24 protein-coding genes and 1 pseudogene are annotated in these 22,752 nt (G+C 44.6%); 19 read left to right on the top strand and 6 right to left on the bottom strand.

The features are described 5' to 3' along the window. Nucleotides 1-3: 3 nt before the first annotated feature. The 3 genes and pseudogenes from dnaG to rpsU all read right to left on the bottom strand — a co-directional run bounded on the left by dnaG (nt 4) and on the right by rpsU (nt 2,543). Nucleotides 4-1,749 (bottom strand): annotated as a pseudogene (gene dnaG / locus P4S58_RS12930) (DNA primase). A 107-nt stretch (nt 1,750-1,856) separates the two neighbouring features. Then, nucleotides 1,857-2,300 carry a GatB/YqeY domain-containing protein gene (locus tag P4S58_RS12925; protein WP_102967121.1) on the bottom strand — a complete coding sequence of 148 codons (444 nt, stop codon included), beginning with the start codon at nt 2,298-2,300 and terminating at the stop codon, nt 1,857-1,859. Between the two features lie 27 nt (nt 2,301-2,327). Then, the gene (gene rpsU / locus P4S58_RS12920) at nt 2,328-2,543 is read right to left on the bottom strand and encodes a 30S ribosomal protein S21 (protein ID WP_001145625.1); all 216 of its coding nucleotides are present in this window, start codon (nt 2,541-2,543) and stop codon (nt 2,328-2,330) included. Between the two features lie 240 nt (nt 2,544-2,783). Between rpsU and tsaD the strand changes: the two genes are divergently transcribed. Continuing rightward, on the top strand, nt 2,784-3,800 hold the full coding sequence (gene tsaD / locus P4S58_RS12915) for a tRNA (adenosine(37)-N6)-threonylcarbamoyltransferase complex transferase subunit TsaD (RefSeq protein WP_102955394.1): 1,017 nt from the start codon (nt 2,784-2,786) through the stop codon (nt 3,798-3,800). Between the two features lie 69 nt (nt 3,801-3,869). Here tsaD and plsY read toward each other — a convergent pair whose 3' ends face one another. Then, the gene (plsY, locus tag P4S58_RS12910; protein WP_042480627.1) at nt 3,870-4,466 is read right to left on the bottom strand and encodes a glycerol-3-phosphate 1-O-acyltransferase PlsY; all 597 of its coding nucleotides are present in this window, start codon (nt 4,464-4,466) and stop codon (nt 3,870-3,872) included. A gap of 236 nt (nt 4,467-4,702) precedes the next feature. On the opposite strand from plsY, the gene folB reads away from it, so the two are divergent. From folB to rpoS, 11 genes are all read left to right on the top strand, one after another. Further along, entirely contained in the window at nt 4,703-5,056 is a 354-nt protein-coding gene (gene folB / locus P4S58_RS12905; protein ID WP_102943022.1) for a bifunctional dihydroneopterin aldolase/7,8-dihydroneopterin epimerase, read from the top strand. Beyond that, nucleotides 5,053-5,544 (top strand): 2-amino-4-hydroxy-6-hydroxymethyldihydropteridine diphosphokinase, encoded by a 492-nt coding sequence (gene folK / locus P4S58_RS12900; RefSeq protein WP_102967123.1) that lies wholly within the window; start codon nt 5,053-5,055, stop codon nt 5,542-5,544. Before folB ends, folK begins: the two co-directional genes overlap by 4 nt. 9 nt (nt 5,545-5,553) lie before the next feature. Further along, entirely contained in the window at nt 5,554-6,357 is an 804-nt protein-coding gene (locus tag P4S58_RS12895) for an undecaprenyl-diphosphate phosphatase (protein ID WP_042480616.1), read from the top strand. A gap of 126 nt (nt 6,358-6,483) precedes the next feature. After that, nucleotides 6,484-6,765 carry a cell division protein FtsB gene (ftsB, locus tag P4S58_RS12890; protein ID WP_042480612.1) on the top strand — a complete coding sequence of 94 codons (282 nt, stop codon included), beginning with the start codon at nt 6,484-6,486 and terminating at the stop codon, nt 6,763-6,765. Then, nucleotides 6,765-7,460: a 2-C-methyl-D-erythritol 4-phosphate cytidylyltransferase gene (ispD, locus tag P4S58_RS12885; RefSeq protein WP_337164205.1), complete on the top strand. Its 696-nt coding sequence runs from the start codon at nt 6,765-6,767 to the stop codon at nt 7,458-7,460. The genes ftsB and ispD overlap by 1 nt, the downstream gene beginning before the upstream one ends. Before the next feature lie 2 nt (nt 7,461-7,462). Next, the gene (ispF, locus tag P4S58_RS12880; protein ID WP_112403333.1) at nt 7,463-7,939 is read left to right on the top strand and encodes a 2-C-methyl-D-erythritol 2,4-cyclodiphosphate synthase; all 477 of its coding nucleotides are present in this window, start codon (nt 7,463-7,465) and stop codon (nt 7,937-7,939) included. Nucleotides 7,940-7,949: 10 nt separating this feature from the next. Next, nucleotides 7,950-8,996 (top strand): tRNA pseudouridine(13) synthase TruD, encoded by a 1,047-nt coding sequence (gene truD / locus P4S58_RS12875; RefSeq protein WP_102955398.1) that lies wholly within the window; start codon nt 7,950-7,952, stop codon nt 8,994-8,996. Beyond that, nucleotides 8,989-9,756, top strand: coding sequence for a 5'/3'-nucleotidase SurE (gene surE / locus P4S58_RS12870; RefSeq protein ID WP_337164204.1), 768 nt, complete (start codon nt 8,989-8,991; stop codon nt 9,754-9,756). Before truD ends, surE begins: the two co-directional genes overlap by 8 nt. After that, nucleotides 9,749-10,375 carry a protein-L-isoaspartate(D-aspartate) O-methyltransferase gene (locus P4S58_RS12865; protein WP_042480597.1) on the top strand — a complete coding sequence of 209 codons (627 nt, stop codon included), beginning with the start codon at nt 9,749-9,751 and terminating at the stop codon, nt 10,373-10,375. Before surE ends, P4S58_RS12865 begins: the two co-directional genes overlap by 8 nt. Then, a complete protein-coding gene (locus tag P4S58_RS12860) occupies nt 10,375-11,298 on the top strand; it encodes a peptidoglycan DD-metalloendopeptidase family protein (RefSeq protein WP_042480594.1) in 924 nt (307 codons plus the stop codon). The genes P4S58_RS12865 and P4S58_RS12860 overlap by 1 nt, the downstream gene beginning before the upstream one ends. Before the next feature lie 71 nt (nt 11,299-11,369). Continuing rightward, a complete protein-coding gene (gene rpoS, locus P4S58_RS12855; protein ID WP_042480590.1) occupies nt 11,370-12,368 on the top strand; it encodes an RNA polymerase sigma factor RpoS in 999 nt (332 codons plus the stop codon). A 79-nt stretch (nt 12,369-12,447) separates the two neighbouring features. On the opposite strand, the gene mutS is transcribed toward rpoS, so the two are convergent. Together mutS and cysM are read right to left on the bottom strand one after the other, a co-directional pair. Next, complete coding sequence (gene mutS, locus P4S58_RS12850; RefSeq protein ID WP_337164203.1) at nt 12,448-15,033, bottom strand: DNA mismatch repair protein MutS; 2,586 nt, start codon at nt 15,031-15,033, stop codon at nt 12,448-12,450. 201 nt (nt 15,034-15,234) lie between these two features. Next, entirely contained in the window at nt 15,235-16,125 is an 891-nt protein-coding gene (cysM, locus tag P4S58_RS12845; protein WP_042480584.1) for a cysteine synthase CysM, read from the bottom strand. A 213-nt stretch (nt 16,126-16,338) separates the two neighbouring features. Here cysM and cysP point away from each other — a divergent pair, with 213 nt between their 5' ends. The 7 genes from cysP to recX all read left to right on the top strand — a co-directional run bounded on the left by cysP (nt 16,339) and on the right by recX (nt 22,697). Beyond that, nucleotides 16,339-17,340, top strand: coding sequence for a thiosulfate ABC transporter substrate-binding protein CysP (gene cysP, locus P4S58_RS12840; protein ID WP_337164201.1), 1,002 nt, complete (start codon nt 16,339-16,341; stop codon nt 17,338-17,340). Between the two features lie 82 nt (nt 17,341-17,422). Further along, nucleotides 17,423-18,292: a sulfate/thiosulfate ABC transporter permease CysT gene (gene cysT, locus P4S58_RS12835; protein WP_042480579.1), complete on the top strand. Its 870-nt coding sequence runs from the start codon at nt 17,423-17,425 to the stop codon at nt 18,290-18,292. 14 nt (nt 18,293-18,306) lie between these two features. Beyond that, nucleotides 18,307-19,185, top strand: a complete 879-nt coding sequence (gene cysW, locus P4S58_RS12830) for a sulfate ABC transporter permease subunit CysW (protein ID WP_042480575.1) — start codon at nt 18,307-18,309, stop codon at nt 19,183-19,185. Continuing rightward, complete coding sequence (locus P4S58_RS12825) at nt 19,182-20,312, top strand: sulfate/molybdate ABC transporter ATP-binding protein (protein WP_042480572.1); 1,131 nt, start codon at nt 19,182-19,184, stop codon at nt 20,310-20,312. Before cysW ends, P4S58_RS12825 begins: the two co-directional genes overlap by 4 nt. Before the next feature lie 128 nt (nt 20,313-20,440). After that, nucleotides 20,441-20,923: a nicotinamide-nucleotide amidase gene (gene pncC, locus P4S58_RS12820; protein WP_102955402.1), complete on the top strand. Its 483-nt coding sequence runs from the start codon at nt 20,441-20,443 to the stop codon at nt 20,921-20,923. Between the two features lie 157 nt (nt 20,924-21,080). After that, nucleotides 21,081-22,130, top strand: coding sequence for a recombinase RecA (gene recA, locus P4S58_RS12815; protein ID WP_042480567.1), 1,050 nt, complete (start codon nt 21,081-21,083; stop codon nt 22,128-22,130). 99 nt (nt 22,131-22,229) lie between these two features. Then, nucleotides 22,230-22,697, top strand: coding sequence for a recombination regulator RecX (gene recX, locus P4S58_RS12810; protein WP_337164199.1), 468 nt, complete (start codon nt 22,230-22,232; stop codon nt 22,695-22,697). The last annotated feature ends 55 nt before the right edge of the window (nt 22,698-22,752 follow it).

The raw sequence follows: 22,752 nt of genomic DNA, 5'->3' as shown, positions 1-22,752 counted from the left end.
GGGTTACGCTTTCAAATCTCTCATGAGTTCTTGAAGCTCCCTTTTTTCGTCGCTTGATAAACCGATACTTCTTGATTTAGCCAGCAGGTTTTCAATTTGTTTCTCTACGCACTGGGCAATAATTTTGTCCAATGAGTCAAAAAATAGTTCGTTTTGATTATCTTCTACAAGCGGGATATCCCAGCTTGCAAGTCGAGACAACAGTGCCTCGTTTTTTGTGTTTCGCCAATGCTCTAACAATTGACCCGTTTTTATATTGGGATGCTGTCGGCATTTTTTCAAGCACTTCTGTTAACAATTTCAGTCCCGGAATGTCCAAACCTTGTGTTGTAGAAAGGTCTGGCACCATATCAGCATAGCTCGGATTCTGAAGAAGCAAAGCGATGACATCTCTCATCGGTGTTCGCTTTATTTCTTTATGCGGCTGAGGTCTAGTTTTAGAATCCGTCGGCAATGTTGGCTTTTTATAAATCCCGGTCGTTTGGCCTAAAATCTTAAGTAGCTGATTTTGCATGGACTCATCAGGTACTTTATTGATCAAAGGAAGAGCAAGCGCTTCTAATGCGGCTTTGCCTTCGTTGTTACCTACATTTACTTGGGTAAGCAAATTAGAAAACAGATATTTTGATAATGGTTCTGCATTTAGAACCATTTCTTCAAATGCTTCTTTACCGTTCTTACGAACAAAGCTGTCAGGGTCTTCGCCATCTGGAAGGAACAGGAATTTTAATATGTTGCCACTTTTCAGATAGCTAAGCGCGTTTTCCAGTGCTCGCCATGCCGCTTCCTTCCCTGCACGGTCACCGTCATAACAGCAAACCACAGTATTGGTTTGTCTGAACAGCAATTGTAGATGGTCACCTGTGGTTGATGTTCCTAGAGCAGCTACGGAATAATCAATGCCATATTGAGCCAGAGCAACCACATCCATATAACCTTCGACCACTAGGATCTGCGGTGGTTCACGGTAAGCCTGTAAAACTTCATAAAGTCCGTACAGCTCTTTGCCTTTGTGGAAGATAGGCGTTTCTGGTGAGTTCAAGTACTTAGGCGAACCATCACCAATCACACGACCACCAAAGCCAATTACACGGCCTCTACGATCCCGAATAGGGAACATAACGCGGCCTCGAAAACGGTCATAGCGTTTACCGTTGTCGTTTTCTATCAACATGCCGCCAGAAACTAGCATGTCTTGTGCATGTTTTTGTTGTCCGAAATTCTTACGAACTAAATCCCATTCGTCAGCCACATAGCCAATACCGAACTTTTGAACAATCTCGCCGGATAAACCGCGATTTTTTAAATATTCAATGGCATGGCGGTTAGCAGGAACTTTAAGTTGCTGACGATAAAACTGAGCGATGCTGCCCATTAAATCGTAAAGATTACGTTTTTCGTCACTGCTGACTTTTGGCGTATTACTTTTAAAACCGCTATTTGAGCGCTCTTCTCTGGGTACTTCTAATCCGAGAGATGAAGCTAATTCTTCAATTGCTTCGGGAAACTCAAGACGTTCGTACTCCATCATGAAGTCGATGGCGTTGCCATGCACGCCGCAGCCGAAACAGTGATAGAACTGCTTTTCTTGGCTTACGCTAAATGACGGGGTTTTTTCATTGTGGAACGGACAACATGCACCGTAGTTTTTGCCCTTTTTTTAAGTTTCACACGTGCGTCGATAACATCGACAATATCAAGTCGAGCTAGGAGGTCATCGATGAAGCTACGAGGGATCTGTCCTGCCATAAAACCTAAAAAAAAGATAAAAACGAATGTGCAAGGTCAACAGACCTTAGATACAAACAAGCCGTGCATTCAGAGAATAGCACGGCTTGCTGCAATAGAGTTCTGGATTAAGCCAGCTTAGCGCGAACTAAACCGCTGACTTTACCCATATCTGCACGCCCTTGAATTTGTGGTTTCAAGATAGCCATCACTTTACCCATGTCTTGCATGCCCGTTGGAGAGGATTCTGCGATAGCACCTTCAATCAGTGCTAACACTTCTTCTTCACTCAATGGTTGAGGCATAAATTCCTCAAGTATAGTGATTTCTGCTTGCTCCACTTCAGCTAAATCTAAACGATTTGCTGCTTCGTATTGCGATACAGAGTCGCGACGTTGTTTAACCATTTTTGTCAGCACTGCAACGATATCGTCATCGGTCAGAGTAATCTTCTCGTCAACTTCACGTTGTTTGATTGCTGAAAGGGCTAAACGAATAGTGCCAAGGCGCGCTTTGTCCTTGGCTTTCATCGCTAATTTTTGCTCTTCTCTGAGATTATCAATAAGAGCCATAACTCGTTCCTTAGTTAGGAAAAGTTATTAGTACAGGCGAACGCGACGAGCGTTTTCGCGAGCAAGCTTCTTAGCGTGACGCTTTTGAGCTGCTGCTTTAGCGCGTTTGCGAACTGTAGTTGGTTTTTCGTAGTGCTCACGACGACGCACTTCAGAAAGGATACCTGCTTTTTCGCAAGAGCGTTTGAAACGACGTAGTGCAACGTCGAACGGTTCGTTTTCACGTACTTTAACTACTGGCATATGCCTTTCACCTCAGGGGTTATTCGTTAATGCTGATATTCAGTGACCAAATCAACAAGGTTTCTTATTCGTTTGGTCTTTAATCAGCTAGATCAAAAATGGTGCGGAATTTTAATCCGATCGTTGTGCCTTTGTAAAGTACTTTGTCGCTTAGCCTCTGTACAAAATTTGTTTGTGAAGCGAAGCCGTTGTAACATTGCGCCAATTTGAAATTTTAGATGGCAGTGTGCTGAGAAAAATATGCGTATTATTGGTATTGAAACCTCTTGTGATGAGACGGGTATAGCGATTTACGACGACGAAAAGGGATTGCTGTCACATAAGCTTTATAGCCAAGTTAAACTTCACGCTGACTACGGCGGTGTTGTGCCAGAACTGGCTTCGCGTGACCACGTTAAGAAAACCATACCTCTTATTAAGGCGGCAATGGCAGAAGCGAATTTAACGCCTAAAGACATTGATGGTGTTGCATATACAGCAGGACCAGGTCTAGTAGGGGCTTTATTAGTTGGTGCAACCATTGGACGCAGTATTGCTTACGCGTGGAATGTTCCAGCGGTAGCTGTACACCATATGGAAGGCCACTTACTCGCGCCAATGTTGGAAGACAATCCACCTCCGTTCCCATTTGTTGCACTGCTTGTTTCAGGTGGTCACAGCATGATGGTTGAAGTAAAAGGTATTGGTGAGTACCGCATTCTTGGCGAATCTATTGATGATGCGGCGGGTGAAGCGTTTGATAAAACCGCGAAGCTAATGGGATTGGATTATCCTGGTGGTCCTTTGCTTTCACGCTTAGCAGAAAAAGGCACACCGGGGCGCTTTAAGTTTCCTCGTCCTATGACGGATCGCCCTGGTTTAGATATGAGCTTTTCTGGCCTGAAAACTTTTACGGCTAATACCATTGCAGCAAACGGTGACGATGAACAAACTCGTGCCGATATTGCCTATGCATTCCAAGATGCAGTTTGTTCAACGCTGGTGATTAAGTGTAAACGTGCGTTGGAAGAAACTGGCATGAAGCGAATTGTTATTGCCGGTGGTGTAAGTGCCAATAAACAGTTACGCGCTGATTTAGCTAAGCTAGCAGAAAAAATCGGTGGTGAAGTGTATTACCCACGTACCGAGTTTTGTACTGATAACGGTGCCATGATTGCGTTTGCTGGTATGCAGCGTTTGAAGAATGGTGACGTGACAGATTTGAGTGTCGAAGCTCGTCCTCGCTGGCCAATTGATCAATTGACACCGATTGAGTAACAAAGCCGAATAACAAAACGGTCGCAATTGCGGCCGTTTTTTATGCTTGGAGCCTGTGTAACTAAGTGATTAAGCTTTCTTTTTTTCGCCGACTTTAGGTTCAGTTCCGGCAAAGAGACGCTTAATGTTTTGGTGATGGCGCAAGATAATTAAACAGCAGAGCATGGCTACTGGCAGAGTGTATTGGGGTTTCACCAGCCATGTATAAAGAGGGGCAAGCAACACGGTGACTATCGCGGCCAAAGATGAATAGCGGAAAATGACCGCCACAAATAGCCAAGTCGCCATAATCATGGCTGTTAAATCTAATCCGATAGGGGCGATAGCACCTAAAGCGGTAGCGACACCTTTCCCACCTTTAAAGTGAAAGAAAATTGGGTACATATGACCAAGGCATGCCGCGATGGCAACCAAACCTAAAATAAGTGGATCTATTTTTAGAAAGTAACCCGCCCAAACAGGAATCGTGCCTTTGAGCATGTCGCACAGTAACACAGCAGCAGCGGCTTTTTTTCCACCAATTCGTAATACGTTTGTAGCGCCCGGATTATTTGAACCGACACCTCTGGGGTCTGGTAGGCGTAATAAACGACAGATCAGCACCGCACTGGAGATCGACCCCAGTAAATAAGCGGAAATTATCATTATTAGTGCCAATGGCGTCATTATTGCCTCAATACGGTGATTTTTTTGAACTGGGCTTTACATTGTTTTGTTATACCCATGCGACTGGTAACTTCAAGCTGGCATGAGTGTCTTTAAGTAAAAATTCTGTTTGCTTTACCCATCTAAACGCGGTTTCGTATATGATATCGCGATTGGCGACGATAGTACGTTTTTTTACTCAATATAGGTATCCGACCTGTAATTGAGTGTAACTGTTGGAAGGAATTCGATAGAAGATGGATAAAGTCTTTATAGAGCAGCTAGAAGTCATTACCACAATAGGGGTTTATGACTGGGAACAGACCATTAAGCAAAAACTGGTTCTCGATTTGGAAATGGCTCATGACAATAAGCCAGCAGGCAACAGCGACGATGTTGCGCATGCTCTAGACTACGCTCAAGTCAGCCAAGCTGTGATTGAACATATTGAATCAGGCCGTTTCTTATTGGTTGAAAGGGTGGCAGAAGAAGTCGCTAGCTTAATCATGCAACGCTTTAGTGTGCCTTGGATTCGTATTCGACTAACAAAACCGGGTGCAGTTCCGCAGGCGAAAGGTGTAGGAGTGATCATCGAAAGAGGATCATTATGATCACTGCCTATGTTGGCGTAGGTTCTAACATAGAACGGCGCCGTCATATTGAAGCGGGAATTCAAGAGCTGAGCCTAGTGGGAAGCGAATTACGTCTTTCAACGATATATGAGTGCCCAGCTCAAGGGTTTGATAGTCATCCTTTTTTCAATTTAGTGGTGGAGTTAAAAACTTCATTGTCTCTACACGATTTTCAGCAGTGTTTAAAAGACGCTGAGTATCGTTGGGGGCGCGATATTGATGCGAAAAAGTATCAAGATCGTACACTGGATATGGATATTATTCTGTTTGGTGATGTCATATCCCCAAGCTCACCTGTTGTCCCGCGTCCGGATATTTATCAATATCCATTTGTGATACAGCCTTTGTATGAGTTATGCCCCGAACTCAATATTCCGGGAACAGATTTGTCTATCGAAAAGGTCTGGCAAAACGCTGAACTTTTAGAACAACTAAAACCAGTTCCCCTCTGGTTTAGTATCAAGTAAGAGAAAATAATGAGTTATTTCGAGTCTTTTATGTTGGCTTTAATTCAGGGTTTTACTGAATTTTTGCCAATTTCCAGCTCTGCACATCTTATCTTGCCATCGGCAGTATTAGGTTGGGCTGATCAGGGTTTAGCGTTTGATGTGGCTGTTCATGTCGGCACCCTAACTGCGGTTGTGATTTACTTTAGAAACGAAGTTAAAGCATTGTTAAGCGCATTTTTTGCCTCTATTTTCAAAGGAGATCGAAGCAAAGAAGCAAACTTAGCTTGGTGCATTATTTTAGCGACTATACCAGCTTGTATTTTTGGCTTGGTGATGAAAGACGTCATCGAAGTCTACTTACGCAGCGCTTGGGTTATTGCTGCTACTACCATTATTTTCGGTATTCTTCTTTGGTACGCTGATAAAGCTGCTAAACAGAATATTAATGAGTATCAAGCGGGTTGGAAGAAAGCGCTCTTCATCGGTTTCGCACAAGCGGTGGCAATGATTCCGGGGACCTCTCGTTCTGGTATTACCATTACTGCGGCTCTTTATCTTGGTTTTACTCGTGAAGCGGCAGCGCGTTTTTCGTTTTTAATGTCGATTCCGATTATCGTACTGGCGGGAAGCTACCTAGGTTTGAAACTGGTTACCAGTGGTGAACCAATCCATCTAGGATTCTTGATGACAGGTATTTTGACGTCATTTGTTAGCGCCTATATCTGTATTTTCTTTTTCTTAAAGCTTATTTCTCGAATGGGTATGACCCCATTTGTAATTTACCGTTTGATTTTAGGTGTCGGGTTATTTGCCTTTCTATTAAGCCGTTAGTCGCCTGAAAAGGGGGCTTATGGTATAAATAGGGCGTTTCTACCCAAATTGACAAAAAGGCCGTTTTTATTCGGCCTTTCTTCTATATACACCGATTTTTTATCAATATTGACGAGTGTGAAAGTAATGCGAGTACTTGCGGTGACATTAACCCTGCTGCTTGGTTTTCTACAATACAGCTTATGGCAGGGGAAGAACGGAATATCTGATTATCATGCTGTTGCGGCAGAGATAGAAGTTCAAGAGCAAGTGAACACTAACTTACATCAACGTAATCAAGAGATGTTCGCGGAAATTGATGATTTGCGACAAGGCCTTGATGCGATTGAAGAAAGAGCTCGTCATGAATTAGGAATGGTGAAAAGTGGAGAAACTTTTTACCGTATTACCGGAGAGGATAATCGTTAATGGATAAATCAATCATTGCGGTTGTCCCTGCTGCGGGCGTTGGCAGTCGGATGCAAGCCGACCGTCCGAAACAATATTTAAAACTTTTGGGAAAAACCGTACTTGAGCACACCGTGTCCAAGCTACTAGAGCATCCGAAAGTTTCCAAAGTGGTTGTTGCCGTCAGCGAAGATGACCCTTACTTTTCTACGTTAGCACTTGCTAACCATCCTCAAGTTATTCGAGTTAACGGCGGCAAGGAACGAGCAGATTCCGTTCTTTCTGCATTGAATTACATCTGTAAACATGAAGTCAGTGAATGGGTTCTCGTTCATGATGCGGCTCGCCCTTGTTTCACAGAGCTGGATGTTACACGACTCATCGAATGTGCTGAAAATCACTCTGTTGGCGCCATTCTCGCCGCTCCAGTTAGAGATACGATGAAGCGTAGCGATGAGCTGCAGAATATAGATCATACGGTTGAACGTTCGAATCTCTGGCATGCTTTGACGCCACAAATGTTCCGCACTCTACCTTTGCGCGAAGCTTTGATTGATGGGTTAGCGAGTAAGGCGAATATCACCGATGAAGCATCCGCGTTCGAAAGATTGAATTTAAGCCCGGCTTTAATTAATGGCCGAGCAGATAATATAAAAATTACTCAGCCAGAAGATCTCGCGTTGGCTGAGTTCTATTTGAGCCGAAATAAGGAATAAGCATGATACGAATTGGCCATGGTTTTGATGTGCATAAATTTGGTGGTGAAGGCCCTGTCATTATTGGCGGAGTTGCCGTTCCTTATGAACAAGGTTTAATTGCACATTCTGATGGTGATGTTGCTTTGCATGCGTTATGTGATGCGCTGCTCGGCGCGATTGCTGCGGGTGATATTGGTAAGCACTTTCCGGATACTGATGATAAATGGAAAGGAGCAGATAGCCGTGAACTGTTGAAAGATGTTTATCGTCGAGTAAAAGAGTCGGGCTATCGCCTAGGAAACGCGGACGTCACCATTATTGCTCAGGCACCTAAAATGGCTCCTCATATAGAAGCGATGTGTGCGGCTATTGCTCAGGATCTAGAAACAGATATTGGTAATATCAATGTCAAAGCAACGACTTCTGAACGTTTAGGTTTCACTGGCCGCAAAGAAGGCATTGCGTGTGAAGCCGTTGTACTACTGATGAAAGCATAAAGAGTCGAAAATGACAGATATTCTATCTTCACTCGCTTACTTGTGTGGTAAACCCACAGCGAAAGGCAAAATTAAAGCTAAACCAGAAGATTTTAAAGTCGTTGAAAATCTGGGGTATGAGTTTACGGGTAGCGGTGAGCATCTCATGGTTTCTATTCGTAAGACGGGTGAAAATACCAGTTTTGTTGCGAATGAACTGGCTAAAGCGTGTGGCGTAAAGTCAAAAGATGTTAGCTGGGCAGGCTTGAAAGACCGCCATGCAGTGACAGAACAATGGTTAAGTGTTCATTTACCTACAGCGGGTTTTCCGAATCTTGCGCTGTTTCAATCACAGCATCCGAGCATTGAAGTGCTAACGATGACTCGCCACAACAAAAAGTTACGTCCGGGTGACTTAGCGGGTAACTACTTCGAAGTCACTATGTCAGAAGTCACCGATGTTGAAGAAGTGGTTAAACGTTTGGAAGTGGTGGCAAAACAAGGTGTGCCTAATTATTTCGGTAATCAGCGTTTTGGTAAAGATGGTAACAATTTAGAAGAAGCTCGCCGTTGGGGGCGTGAAAACGTCCGTACTCGTAACCAGAATCAACGTAGTCTTTATCTGTCTACTGCTCGTTCATGGATATTCAACCGCATTGTTTCTTCGCGTATTGAGCAAAACTGTTTCTATCGTTTCATCGACGGTGATATCGCTCTGGTTAACGGTGAGCAAACGTTGGTGAGTGCAGATAAGATTGCTGAATTTAACCAACTGCTTGAGCAAGATAAAGCACAGATTTCTGCGGCTTTAGCTGGTGATAACGCATTGCCGACACAAGCAGAAGCGCAGAAGATTGAGCAGCACTTTATCGATGCTGAAGAAGACTTAATGAAGCTGATTCGCGGTAATCGCATGCGTCATGATCGCAGAGCAATAGCTTTGAAAGCTCAAGATTTGAGTTGGCAAGTGGATGGTGATTCTATTACGTTAAAATTCGCCCTTGATGCTGGCAGTTTTGCAACTTCGATAGTGAGAGAACTAATAGAAGAGATTCCTGTAGAGCGTGTTTATGAGTGATAAGAAACTAAAAATACTGTTAAGCAATGATGACGGCGTGTTTGCCGATGGCATCCATGCTCTAGCGGCTGCTATCTCGGATCTCGCAGAAGTTATTATTGTTGCACCAGACCGAAACCGCTCTGGTGCGTCGAACTCTCTGACATTAGAACAGCCACTGCGTGTTTCTAAAGTTGCGCCGAATACATATTCAGTACAAGGTACGCCAACGGACTGCGTCCATTTCGCGTTGAATGAACTGCTTAAAGATTCAATGCCGGATCTGGTGTTAACCGGAATCAACCATGGCGCAAACCTTGGCGATGACGTTCTTTATTCTGGTACTGTTGCCGCTGCAATGGAAGGTCACTTCCTCGGTGTTCAGTCGATTGCTTTTTCGTTAGTTGGAAACCAACACTTTTCTACAGCAGGAAAAATTGCCCGCCAATTGGTAGAGCAACATCTGCGTCGACCTATTCCAACTAATCGTTTATTGAACGTGAATATTCCAGATGTCCCATTTGAAGAACTTGCCGGTACCCAAGTGACGCGATTAGGTGCTCGTCATCACGCAGAAAGCATGATTAAGCAGAAAGATCCTCGAGGTCATGATATTTATTGGTTAGGCCCTCCAGGTAAAGAGCAAGATGCCGGTGAAGGGACTGACTTCTATGCCATTGAGCATAGATTTGTTTCCCTGACTCCAATGCAGGTAGATCTTACCGCTCATGAGTCTTTAGGTAGTATGGATCATTGGTTAAAGGACAGAACTGATGGCTAATCCAAAAGCCGATAAATTAATTCAGTTTTTATTAGCAAACGGTATTACTGATCAACAAGTGTTGCAGGTAATACATCAGTTGCCTCGTGAATACTTCGTTTCTCAAGCAATGGTTCATCAGGCGTATGACAACAATGCTCTGCCGATTGGTCAGGGGCAAACTATCTCTCAGCCGTATATTGTTGCAAAAATGACTCAAATGCTCGAACTGCAACGAAATAGCCGAGTGTTGGAAGTAGGGACTGGCTCTGGTTATCAGACCGCGATCTTGTCTCACTTAGTTGAGCATGTGTTTTCTGTTGAACGGATTAAATCTTTGCAATGGGAAGCGAAACGTCGTCTAAAGCAGCTCGATATTTATAACATCTCGACTAAACATGGCGACGGATGGCAGGGCTGGGCAGCAAAAGCCCCATTTGATGCGATCATCGTGACGGCAGCGGCACAGAAAGTGCCACAAGCTTTGCTGGATCAGCTTGCTGACGGAGGGCGTTTAGTCATCCCTGTCGGTGAGGATGAGCAGCAGTTGTACAAGATAATTCGTAAAGGTGATGAGTTTATTTCTCAGCTAATAGAAACGGTGCGTTTTGTTCCTTTAGTCGCTGGTGACTTAGCGTAATGAAGCGTTTTCAGCTTAAGACATTATTGGCGTGTGGACTGTGTGGCCTATTGTTAGGCTGTACAGCAAGCTCTCCTGCGCCAGTTTCTGGGCTAAAGAAAGACTATCGAGAAATTGGGCGTGGTAGTTACCGTGGTAGTTACTATGAAGTGAACCGTGGTGATACGCTGTATTTTATAGCTTATGTCACAGACAAAGATGTAAACGATATAATTAGTTACAATAAACTCACTCCTCCTTACACCATTCATCCTGGTCAAAAGTTAAGACTTTGGCGTCCGGCATACACTGCACCTGCTTACGGTGGTACAGGGGCTGGTGCAGTGGTTGCTACTACATCTAGTGTTCCAGCGGCAGTTGCAGCCACATCAACGTCGGTTTCTCCCCCGAAATCGAGCAAAAATTCTAATGCTGTTCAAGCTAACAAATCGAAAAGTTCGGTCAAAAAAGATCCAAATAAGACGATTGATCAATCGAAAACAAAAGAGTATGTTGGTTCTAATACTCAACAAAATGTTAACAAAACTATAAGTAAACCCAAGCCACAAAACGATAAAGTCGATAAGTGGTTATGGCCAACGAAAGGGAGAGTTGTTAAAAACTTTTCAGCAGGGGATCAAGGGAATAAAGGTATCGACATTGCAGGACAGCGAGGTCAATCCATTACTTCTACTGCTGCTGGAACCGTGGTCTATTCGGGTAATGCATTACGAGGTTACGGCAACTTAATCATCGTAAAGCATAATGAGCATTATTTAAGTGCTTATGCCCATAATGACCGGCTGTTGGTTAAAGAAGGACAAAGTGTTAAAGCTGGCCAAAAAATAGCAACAATGGGCAGCTCCGGTACGAGCAGTGTTCGTCTACACTTTGAAATTCGTTATCAAGGTAAGTCTGTTAATCCAAAACGGTATTTACCTTAAACATACTTGTGAAGAGTTATGTAGTGACATATTGAGCAGTAATGTCTTGCTAGCTCGCCGGGGGAGGCGCTATGAGTATCAGCAATACAGTAACCAAGGAAGAAGAGTTTGACTTAGATATTGATTCAACAGAGGCTGTTGAAGTTGACGCTAAGCTTACTACCGAAGACGATGACATTGACCAAGCGGAAGAAGTCCGTGAAGAGTTCGATGCTTCAACCAAAAGCTTAGATGCGACTCAGATGTATCTCAGCGAGATTGGTTTCTCACCTCTTTTAACCGCCGAAGAAGAAGTTCTTTATGCTCGCCGAGCACTTCGTGGAGACGAAGCTGCAAGACGACGTATGATAGAAAGTAACTTACGTCTGGTGGTGAAAATATCCCGTCGTTATAGCAATCGTGGTCTCGCTTTACTGGATCTTATTGAAGAAGGTAACTTGGGCTTGATCCGCGCGGTTGAAAAATTCGATCCAGAACGTGGATTCCGCTTTTCAACCTACGCCACTTGGTGGATCCGTCAAACGATTGAACGTGCGCTGATGAATCAAACTCGTACGATTCGTTTACCTATACACGTAGTTAAAGAACTCAATATCTATCTACGTACCGCACGTGAACTTTCGCAAAAACTCGACCATGAGCCAACAGCGGAAGAGATCGCTTCTGAACTGGATAAACCGGTTGATGATGTCAGCAAGATGCTGCGTTTAAATGAACGCATCAGCTCTGTAGATACACCTATTGGTGGTGACGGGGATAAAGCGCTACTCGATATTATTCCTGATATTAATAACTCCGATCCTGAAGTTTCGACTCAAGATGATGATATCCGAGATTCATTGATTGCGTGGCTTGAAGAACTAAACCCTAAACAAAAAGAAGTGTTAGCACGACGCTTTGGTTTGTTAGGCTATGAGCCATCAACTTTGGAAGAAGTTGGACGTGAAATTAACCTGACTCGTGAACGTGTTCGTCAGATTCAGGTAGAAGGTTTACGTCGTTTGAGAGAGATTCTGATGAAACAAGGTTTGAACATGGAATCTTTGTTCAACGTGGAAGCGGAAGCTTAATACTCTTAAGTTCACAAATTTTATCTAGTAGAAAGGCACTCAATGAGTGCCTTTTTGTTATTGAATCCTGCAAAGATAGTTACAGCAATTTCTTCAGACGGTACAACTCTTCTAACGCTTGGCGTGGAGTTAAATCGTCAGGGTCAATGGCGGCTAATGCATTCTCAACTTCACTTGGCTCAGGGATCAAACTTAGCTGGTTGGCGATATCTACTTTAGAGCTTGATGCCGCTGAAGGTTGCCCCGTTTGTTGTAGACTGTGCTGCTCAAGTTGAGTCAGCTTGCTGCGCGCATTTTTGATCACCGTTTTCGGTACACCAGCCAGACCTGCTACTGCCAAGCCATAAGATTTGCTGGCAGCGCCTTCTTGTACCGCGTGCATGAAGGCAATACTGTCACCATGCTCAACCGCATCTAAGTGAACGTTCGCCAAATTTGGTAATACATTCGGCAATTCAGTGAGCTCAAAATAGTGAGTAGCAAACAGGGTTAGAGCGCCGATCTGTTTCGCCAACCACTCGGCACTTGCCCAAGCCAATGAAAGGCCGTCGTAAGTACTGGTACCTCGGCCTATTTCATCCATTAAGACTAAGCTTTTCTCTGTTGCGTTATGCAGGATGTTAGCTGTCTCTGTCATTTCAACCATGAAGGTTGAACGTCCAGAAGCAAGATCATCTGAAGCGCCGATACGGGTGAAGATTCTATCTAACAAACCGATTTGCGCCGATTCGGCAGGAACATAGCAGCCAATGTGTGCAAGCAGCGCAATTAACGCTGTTTGGCGCATATAGGTGGATTTACCGCCCATATTTGGACCTGTGATGATCAACATTTTGCGTTGAGCGTGCAATTCTATTGGGTTAGCAATAAACGGGTCATTCATTACTTGCTCAACCACAGGATGACGACCTGACTGGATATGAATCCCCGGTGCTTCGGTAAGGGTTGGGCGGCAGTAATCTAAACTTTCTGCGCGCTCTGCTAAGTTTTGCAGTACATCCAGCTGTGACAAAGCGGATGCAAGGTTCTGCATTTGCTCAAGATGAGGCAGTAATAAATCGAACAGTTGATCCCAAAGTTGCTTTTCTAAAGCGAGTGCTTTCGATTTTGAGTTCAGCACTTTATCTTCGTGTTCTTTCAGCTCAGGGATAATGTAGCGTTCTGCATTCTTCAAGGTTTGGCGACGCACATAATGCGGTGGAACAAGATGGCTTTGTCCTCGGCTCACCTGAATAAAGAAACCGTGAACGGCGTTGTAACCGACTTTAAGTGTGTCGATACCATGACGGTCACGCTCATCCGCTTCCAGTTTTTCCAGATATTCGGTCGCGCCAGTGGCGAGAGCTCGCCATTCATCGAGCTCTGCGTTGTAGCCTTCAGCAATCACGCCACCATCACGAATGACCACTGGCGGGTTTTCCTTGATAGCTCTTTCTAACAGCTCACACAGTTCATCCATCGGTTGAGTGTAATCACGTAACTTCGCCAGATAAGGATGCGACAGCTCAGTCAATGTATCGCTCAGTTCAGGAAGCTGCTGCATGGCATTACGCAGGCGAGCCAAATCTCTTGGTCGGGCAGAGCGTAGTGCCAGACGCGCCAAAATTCGCTCTATGTCGCCAATTTGTTTTAAAACAGGATGAAGATCGGCGAATAGACCTTGTTGCTTGATCTCACCAATCGCATCCAGACGTTGATTCAGTGTCTTAATGCAACGCATAGGCTGGTGGATCCAACGCTTGAGCATACGACTGCCCATAGGCGTTGCACAGTGATCAAGCACTTCCGCTAATGTGTTGTCTGTACCACCTGCGAGGTTTTGCGTCAGCTCTAAATTGCGACGTGTAGCTGCATCGAGAATCACCGACTGATCTTGGCGATCAAACGTTAGTGAACGGATATGCGGTAGCGCAGTGCGCTGAGTATCTTTGACGTACTGGATCAAACAGCCTGCGGCACACAATCCCAATTTTGCATTTTCAACCCCAAAACCAACCAGATCACGAGTGCCAAATTGTTGGTTAAGTTGCTGCTTAGCGGTATCAAGTTCAAATTCCCAAATAGGGCGACGACGATTAGCCTTGCGGCTTGCCATCAGTTGAACTGGTGTGAAATCTTCAGGGAAAAGCAGTTCACGAGGTGCGGTTCTTTGTAACTCTGCCGCCATTGCTTCTTCGGTTTCAGGTTCACTCAGTTGGAAACGGCCAGAAGTAATATCCAAAGTGGCGTAACCAAATTTGCCATCGTGGTGATAAATCGCAGCAACAAGGTTATCTAGACGTTCAGATAGCAGTGCTTCGTCCGTGACCGTACCCGGAGTGACGATACGTACGACTTTACGTTCTACAGGACCTTTGCTGGTGGCAGGATCGCCGATTTGTTCGCAGATAGCGACTGACTCACCCAATTGAACTAATTTCGCTAAGTAACCTTCAACCGCGTGGAATGGAACGCCCGCCATTGGAATAGGTTCACCGGCAGATGCACCTCGTTTGGTCAGAGAGATATCCAACAGTTGCGACGCGCGTTTAGCGTCATCGTAGAAAAGCTCATAAAAATCCCCCATACGATAGAACAACAATATCTCAGGGTTTTCAGCCTTGAGTTTTAGGTACTGCTGCATCATTGGAGTGTGGTGCGAAAGAGACTCGCTCGATTGATTCATGGCGTTACATCACTTGTTGGTATCGTTGGCAGTCCTTTTGCTCTAACTATCAAATAAATAGTCATGAGCTAAGTCACGCGTAAGGTCACTTGAAAACGGTGAGTGATGATAACAAATCAAACAACGACAGAGCAATTATCCCCTTACATCGCGAATGATAAGGGGATGAATACGAGACAAAAGTTACGAAAAGAAGAGGTGCTAAGAGAAAAGACCTGAAGAGAGGTAACGATCACCGCGATCACAGATGATCGCAACAACCACCGATCCCGGGTTTTGTTTTGCAATTTCAATCGCTGCGAATACTGCACCACCAGAGCTTACGCCTGCACAGATGCCTTCTTCACGCGCTAATGCTCTGGCTGTGTTTTCAGCATCTTGTTGATCAATATCTATCACTTGGTCAACGTCGGCGGCATTGAAGATGCCCGGTAAATACTCTTGCGGCCAGCGGCGAATACCCGGAATGGCACTGCCTTCTGAAGGTTGCAGACCAACAATATTAATTTCAGGATTCTGGCTCTTTAGGAAACGAGATACACCCATAATAGTGCCGGTTGTACCCATGCTCGAAACAAAGTGAGTGATCTTGCCTTGGCTTTGTTGCCAGATTTCCGGCCCAGTAGAGTGAAAGTGTGCATCAGGATTGTCTGGGTTGTTGAACTGATCGAGAACTTTACCTTTGCCTTCACTTTGCATTTGTAATGCTAGGTCTCGCGCGCCTTCCATCCCTTGTTCTTTACTCACCAGAATCAGCTCTGCGCCATAAGCACGCATCGAATCCTTACGCTCCTGAGTAGAGTTATCCGGCATGATAAGAATCATCTTATAGCCTTTGATAGCCGCTGCCATCGCCAGAGCGATACCTGTGTTGCCGCTCGTCGCTTCAATAATGGTGTCACCTGGTTGAATAGTGCCGCGAGCTTCGGCTTGAATAATCATATTCAGTGCAGGGCGATCTTTAACCGAGCCAGCAGGGTTATTTCCTTCCAGTTTCACGAGCACGGTACTTTGGCTACCCGATGCTAGACGTTGCAGTTTTACCAGAGGCGTTTGGCCTACATAAGCTTCAATGGTTGGAAAGTCAGACACGTTATCAGCCTTTTATTGTTAGTCTTTTAAGTGCTGCTATTGTCTAATTCTTCTCCACTCCAACACAAGTCTCTATTAGTGATGAGCATACAATTTATTGTTTGATATTATTCCAAAAGGTTCTATTTATAACCTTTGTTATAATCGTTTTATGCACATACTCTAGTCTAAAAGGAAGCCATATCGGCAAGATGATTTTGGAGTATGAACATAATGAAAAAGATGAAGTCAGCACTCGCAGCTTTATTAATTGCGGGATCATTTAACGCCTCAGCAGCAGATCAAACAATCTTGAACTCTTCTTACGATATTGCTCGTGAGTTGTTTGCTTCATATAACCCGTTGTTTGCAGAACACTGGAAAGAAAAAACAGGCAAAACGATTGAGATTAAGCAATCGCACGGCGGTTCATCTGCGCAAGCTCGTTCTATTCTGCAAGGTCTGTCTGCGGATGTTGTGACTTTTAACCAAGTTACAGACGTACAAGTACTGCATGACAAAGGAAAATTGATTCCTGCCAACTGGCAAGATTTGCTACCAAACGCAAGTTCACCTTATTACTCAACAACGGCATTTTTGGTGCGTAAAGGTAACCCTAAGAATATTCAAGACTGGGGTGATTTAGCTCGTGAAGATGTGTCATCTGTTTTCCCTAACCCGAAAACTTCGGGTAACGCTCGTTACACATATCTAGCTGCTCTAGGCTACGCTCAGAAAGCGTTTGGTAAAGATAACGAAGCGAAACAAGATGAATTCTTGAAGCAATTCCTAGCAAACGTCGCGGTATTTGATACAGGTGGCCGTGGCGCGACAACTTCATTCGTTGAACGTCAATTAGGCGACGTTCTTATCACGTTCGAATCAGAAGTAAACAATATCCGCAAACAGTACGGCGAAGATAACTACCAAGTTGTGGTACCGAAAACGTCAATTCTTGCGGAGTTCCCAGTAGCAGTTGTTGAGCGCAATGCGAAACGTAACGGGACTACAGAAGTCGCAACTGAGTATCTTTCATACCTGTACAGTGAAGATGCACAACGTATGTTGGCTGGCTTTAACTACCGCGTGCACGATGAAACAGTAAAAGCAGAATTTTCTGACCGTTTCCCTGAAGTAGAACTACTGACTGTTGAGCAGATCATCGGTGGTTGGGATCAAGCGATGAAAACCCAATTCTCTAATGGCGCTAAGTTAGACCAACTACAACGTCGTTAATCGATAAGTGCCGCCTCTTACACTGCTAAATCAGGGCTGAGAGGCGGTTATTTTTCTCTTTGATAAGTTAGATTGAGAGTTTATGAGCGGATCTGTTGTGACATCTCGCCCGAAACATCATGGTGTACCTAAGAAAACCCGTGTTTTACCGGGATTTGCGATAAGTTTAGGTATCTCATTGTTGTTTGTTAGCTTGATTTTGTTGCTCCCAGCAACAGGTCTGGTAATGCAAACCAAAGGCATGTCTCTTAGTGAATATTGGCAGGTGATTGCTGACCCTCGTGTGGTAGCAAGTTACAAAGTGACCGTGTTATCCGCATTCGTTGCATCACTGTTTAACGGTGCTTTCGGTCTGCTACTTGCTTGGGTATTGGTTCGCTACACCTTTCCGGGTAAACGAATTCTTGATGCATTAGTTGACTTGCCTTTCGCGTTACCTACAGCGGTTGCGGGTATTACCCTTGCAACTTTGTATTCAAGCCACGGTTGGATAGGCAGTGTGCTGGAAAGTATCGGTTTGAAAGTGGCGTATACCCCTTTGGGCATTATTGTCGCTATGGCTTTCACCAGTATTCCTTTCGTTGTTCGTACCGTACAACCAGTACTTGAAGAAATCTCCCGTGAGGAAGAAGAAGCAGGCATGACGCTTGGTGCGTCTGACAGCGCAGTATTTTGGCGTGTGATAATGCCTTCGCTTTGGCCAGCTTTGTTGGTGGGCGTTGCTTTATCATTCACACGTAGTTTAGGTGAGTTTGGTGCGGTGATATTTATTGCGGGCAACATGCCTTATGTCAGTGAAATCACTTCTCTGATGATCTTTGTCCGCTTACAGGAATTTGATTTCCCTGCGGCGAGTGCGATTGCTTCAGTCGTCCTTCTTACCTCGTTGTCACTTCTGTTAGTGATCAACCTGTGGCAAGGCGCGTATTTACGCCGAATTCATGGTCGATAGGGAGTCTATTCGTTATGTCTAGTCAAAGAACGGCAAATCAAAGACCTTTACGAGTCGGTGAACAGCCTTGGGTTAAATGGAGTTTAATCTCTCTGGCGTTATTTTTTGTGGCAGTGCTGCTGTTGATTCCACTGCTAAGCATATTTCAACAAGCCTTTGCCAGTGGCCTAGAAACTTACATTACTAACCTCAGTGAACCAGATACCCTGCATGCAATCGGCTTAACCTTGGTGGTAGCGTTACTGACGGTGCCGATTAACTTAGTGTTCGGTGTGATGTTAGCGTGGTCAGTGACTCGCTTTGAGTTTACAGGGCGTAAATTTCTTACCACCTTAATTGATATTCCATTCGCTGTATCGCCTGTTGTTGCAGGCCTGCTTTATCTGCTGCTTTATGGCAGCAGCGGTTGGCTCGGTGAATGGTTATATGAACGCGATCTGCAAATCATGTTTGCTTGGCCGGGTATTGTGCTTGTGACGGTGTTTGTGACCTGTCCATTTGTTGCCAGAGAATTGATTCCTTTGATGCAGCAACAAGGTCGTAGCGATGAAGAAGCAGCGGTGATCCTTGGTGCCTCTTGGTGGCAACTGTTTCGCCGAGTCACACTGCCAAACATTAAGTGGGCATTGATTTACGGTGTGATCCTAACCAATGCAAGAGCTGTTGGTGAGTTTGGTGCAGTGGCGGTTGTGTCAGGTAATATCCGTGGTGAAACCAACACCTTGCCTTTACATGTTCAGCTTCTTTATGAGGATTACCAATCAGAAGCGGCATTTGCGAGTGCGTCACTTTTGGCCTTTATCGCCTTATTAACTTTGATTTTGAAAGCCTTTGTTGAATGGCGCCAAGAACGAAATCATGTCATTAAACAAGAGCAGCAAGGAACGTTATGAGTATTCGTTTAGACAATATTTCGAAGCATTTCGGCAAATTTCAGGCACTTTCGCCACTCTCCTTGCATATTGAAGATGGTGAAATGATTGGCTTACTTGGACCGTCAGGTTCAGGTAAAACAACATTACTGCGTATTATTGCTGGTTTGGAAAGTGCCAATTCTGGAACTATCCATTTCCGCGATCGCGATGTGACTAACGTACACGTACGTGACCGCCGAGTCGGTTTTGTTTTCCAAAACTATGCGCTATTTCGTCACATGACGGTGGCTGACAACGTGGCGTTTGGTTTGCAGGTTATGGAACGTTCACAGCGTCCTTCTCAAGCTGAAATCAATAAGCGAGTAAAGCAACTGCTGGAAATTGTGCAGCTTGGACATTTAGCAGGCCGCTACCCAGAGCAGCTTTCTGGCGGGCAAAAGCAGCGTATCGCACTTGCGCGAGCGCTAGCAACCAAGCCAGAAGTACTTTTACTTGATGAACCTTTCGGCGCATTGGATGCAAAAGTACGTAAAGACTTGCGTCGCTGGTTACGCAGTTTGCACGATGAGCTTGGCTTTACCAGCGTATTCGTGACTCATGATCAGGATGAGGCTCTAGAGCTATCTGATCGCGTAGTGGTAATGAGCAATGGTAGAATTGAGCAGGTGGATTCACCGGTTGAACTGTATGCACATCCGAATAGCCGTTTTGTGTTTGATTTCTTTGGTAACGTCAACCAGTTCAAAGCGAACTGGCAGCAAGAACAGTGGAAGAATGGCGAAGCGTTTGTTTTGCCACCATTTAATGAAACGACACAGAAAAACGGTCAGCTTTACATACGTAGCCATGAGCTGAGCCTATCGACAAAAGAAAACAGCCAAGCATCATTGCCTTGTGAAGTGGTGTCTATCAACCCTGTTGGGGCTGAAGTGCGAGTTGAGTTATCACCAATTGGTTGGCAAACCGATGAACTTTGGGAAGCGAAACTTTCTCACCGTTCTCTCAATGAGCAATCTCTAAAGCGCGGCGATCAGGTTTTCGCTTTGCCTCAAGTAGGGTACTTCTTTGCTGATGATTCACATCAAGCACCGGAAGTTATACGCTGGCCATTCTTGGCTCCGGGTAACTTAATGTTCGAGATTTAATTGTTCTATATGTCTGAACAAACGCTAAAGATAAGAGTGCCATTTGGCACTCTTGTTGTTTCTACGGTTGGCAATTGGTTGACTATCAGTTAGCTTTATCTGATTGATAAAAGGTTAGGTATTTTCTCATGAATTCCGTAGAACAATTAAGCCAACAACTGGGCGAGTTATTGCTTAAGCACAAACAGATTTTAGTGACGGCTGAGTCTTGTACTGGTGGTGGCGTCGCCAATGCAATCACTGAAATTGCAGGAAGTTCTGCATGGTTTGATCGGGCTTTTGTTACCTATAGCAATGAAGCAAAACAAGAAATGATTGGCGTTGAAGGGCAAACTCTCGCGGAATTTGGCGCGGTATCTGAACCCGTTGTGATTCAAATGGTGCAAGGAGCATTGAAAAATTCCAACGCGACTATCGGTGTTTCGATCAGCGGTATTGCAGGACCGACTGGAGGAAGTGAAGAAAAACCTGTTGGGACAGTGTGCTTTGCTTGGGCAGATAAATCCGAATGGCTCAAGGTTGAAACTCAACACTTTACTGGCGATCGCAGTGCTGTTCGAACCCAAGCTGTGATCCATGCCTTAGAAACAATTAAAGAGCATTTGTCTTAAGTCTCTGACTTTTCGGCAAGTGACAACTTTTTTCCATACAGGGGTGGACACTGTATGAATCAACAGTATAATGAGCAGCATTCGACGTAATTAAGTCAAACCAATTTCCAGGGTCAACGAACCCTAACATCACGCAAGTGACAGTCTGGAGAAAGTAATGGACGAGAATAAACAGAAGGCGTTAGCCGCAGCCCTAGGTCAAATTGAAAAGCAATTCGGTAAAGGTTCGATTATGCGCCTTGGTGACAACCGTACTATGGATGTAGAAACCATCTCTACGGGTTCACTTTCTTTGGATATCGCGTTAGGTGCTGGTGGTTTACCAATGGGACGTATTGTGGAAGTCTACGGTCCAGAATCTTCAGGTAAAACAACACTGACTCTTGAACTGATTGCTGCAGCGCAACGTGTAGGTAAAACTTGTGCCTTTATTGATGCTGAGCATGCTCTAGACCCAATCTACGCTCGCAAACTCGGCGTTAATATTGATGAACTATTGGTTTCTCAGCCAGATACTGGTGAGCAAGCACTTGAAATATGTGACGCATTGGCTCGTTCTGGTGCGGTAGATGTTATGGTTGTCGACTCCGTTGCAGCACTAACACCGAAAGCAGAAATTGAAGGTGAAATGGGCGATAGCCACATGGGTCTTCAAGCTCGTATGCTTTCTCAAGCGATGCGTAAGCTAACGGGTAACCTGAAGCAGTCAAACTGTATGTGTATCTTCATTAACCAAATTCGTATGAAGATTGGTGTGATGTTCGGTAACCCAGAAACAACAACGGGTGGTAACGCTCTTAAATTCTACGCTTCTGTACGTCTAGATATTCGTCGTACTGGTTCTATCAAAGAAGGCGATGAAGTTGTTGGTAACGAAACACGTATCAAAGTGGTTAAGAACAAGATTGCAGCGCCATTTAAACAAGCTGATACGCAAATTCTTTACGGCCAAGGTTTTAACCGCGAAGGTGAACTGATTGATTTAGGTGTTAAACACAAGCTAGTTGAGAAGGCTGGTGCTTGGTATAGCTATAATGGCGACAAGATCGGTCAAGGTAAAGCTAACGCATGTAAATACCTACGAGAGAACCCAGAAGCAGCAGCAACGATCGACGCTAAACTTCGCGAGATGCTACTAAACCCTAGCTTAGAAGCACCTGTATCTGCTGATGTAGCTCAGCCGTCTGTTGAAGAAGAAGAATTTTAATCACTACTGGTTTAATCAACACAGTGATAGCGATTTCAGAGCCCTGCTGATTAGCGGGGCTTTTTGTTATTAAAATTTAGGTGTGAGCTTTGAGGTGATATGTATTCAAGCCCTAATAAGATGAGCTGCAAAGAACGCGCTTTGTATCTGCTGACAAGACGTGATCATGGCGAGTTTGAACTTTGGCAAAAGTTACTGTTGAAAGGCTTTGAAGAAGAGGAAGTTCAACAAGCGGTCATCTATTGTAAAGAGCAAGGTTACCTAGATGATCAACGCTTTGCTCGGAGCCAAGTTAGACAGCATATTGCAAAAGGGCATGGTGAAAGGCGAATTCGTCAGGAACTGCAACAAAAACGTGTTGAAAATGATGTGGTTAATAGCGCAATCGAACAAGAAGAGGTCGATTGGTTTGAGTTAGCGAAGCAAACGGCAGAAAAGAAATTCAAACATGTTATGACTCAAGATCAAAAAGAGTACGCGAAGAGGGTAAGATTCCTTCAGTATCGAGGCTTTAATTTCGACCAAATAAACTATGCTTTGCGTGCCGATGAAGAAGGCGATCACTGAGAACCAACTGCTCTGCCACTTGCTGTCACTCGTCTCAACTCAATTCGTCATTTAA

This window comes from Vibrio sp. Hal054 (assembly GCF_037162405.1).
In the GTDB taxonomy this organism is placed as follows: Bacteria; Pseudomonadota; Gammaproteobacteria; order Enterobacterales; family Vibrionaceae; genus Vibrio; species Vibrio diazotrophicus.
This window is presented reverse-complemented; position numbering and strand designations above follow the sequence as displayed.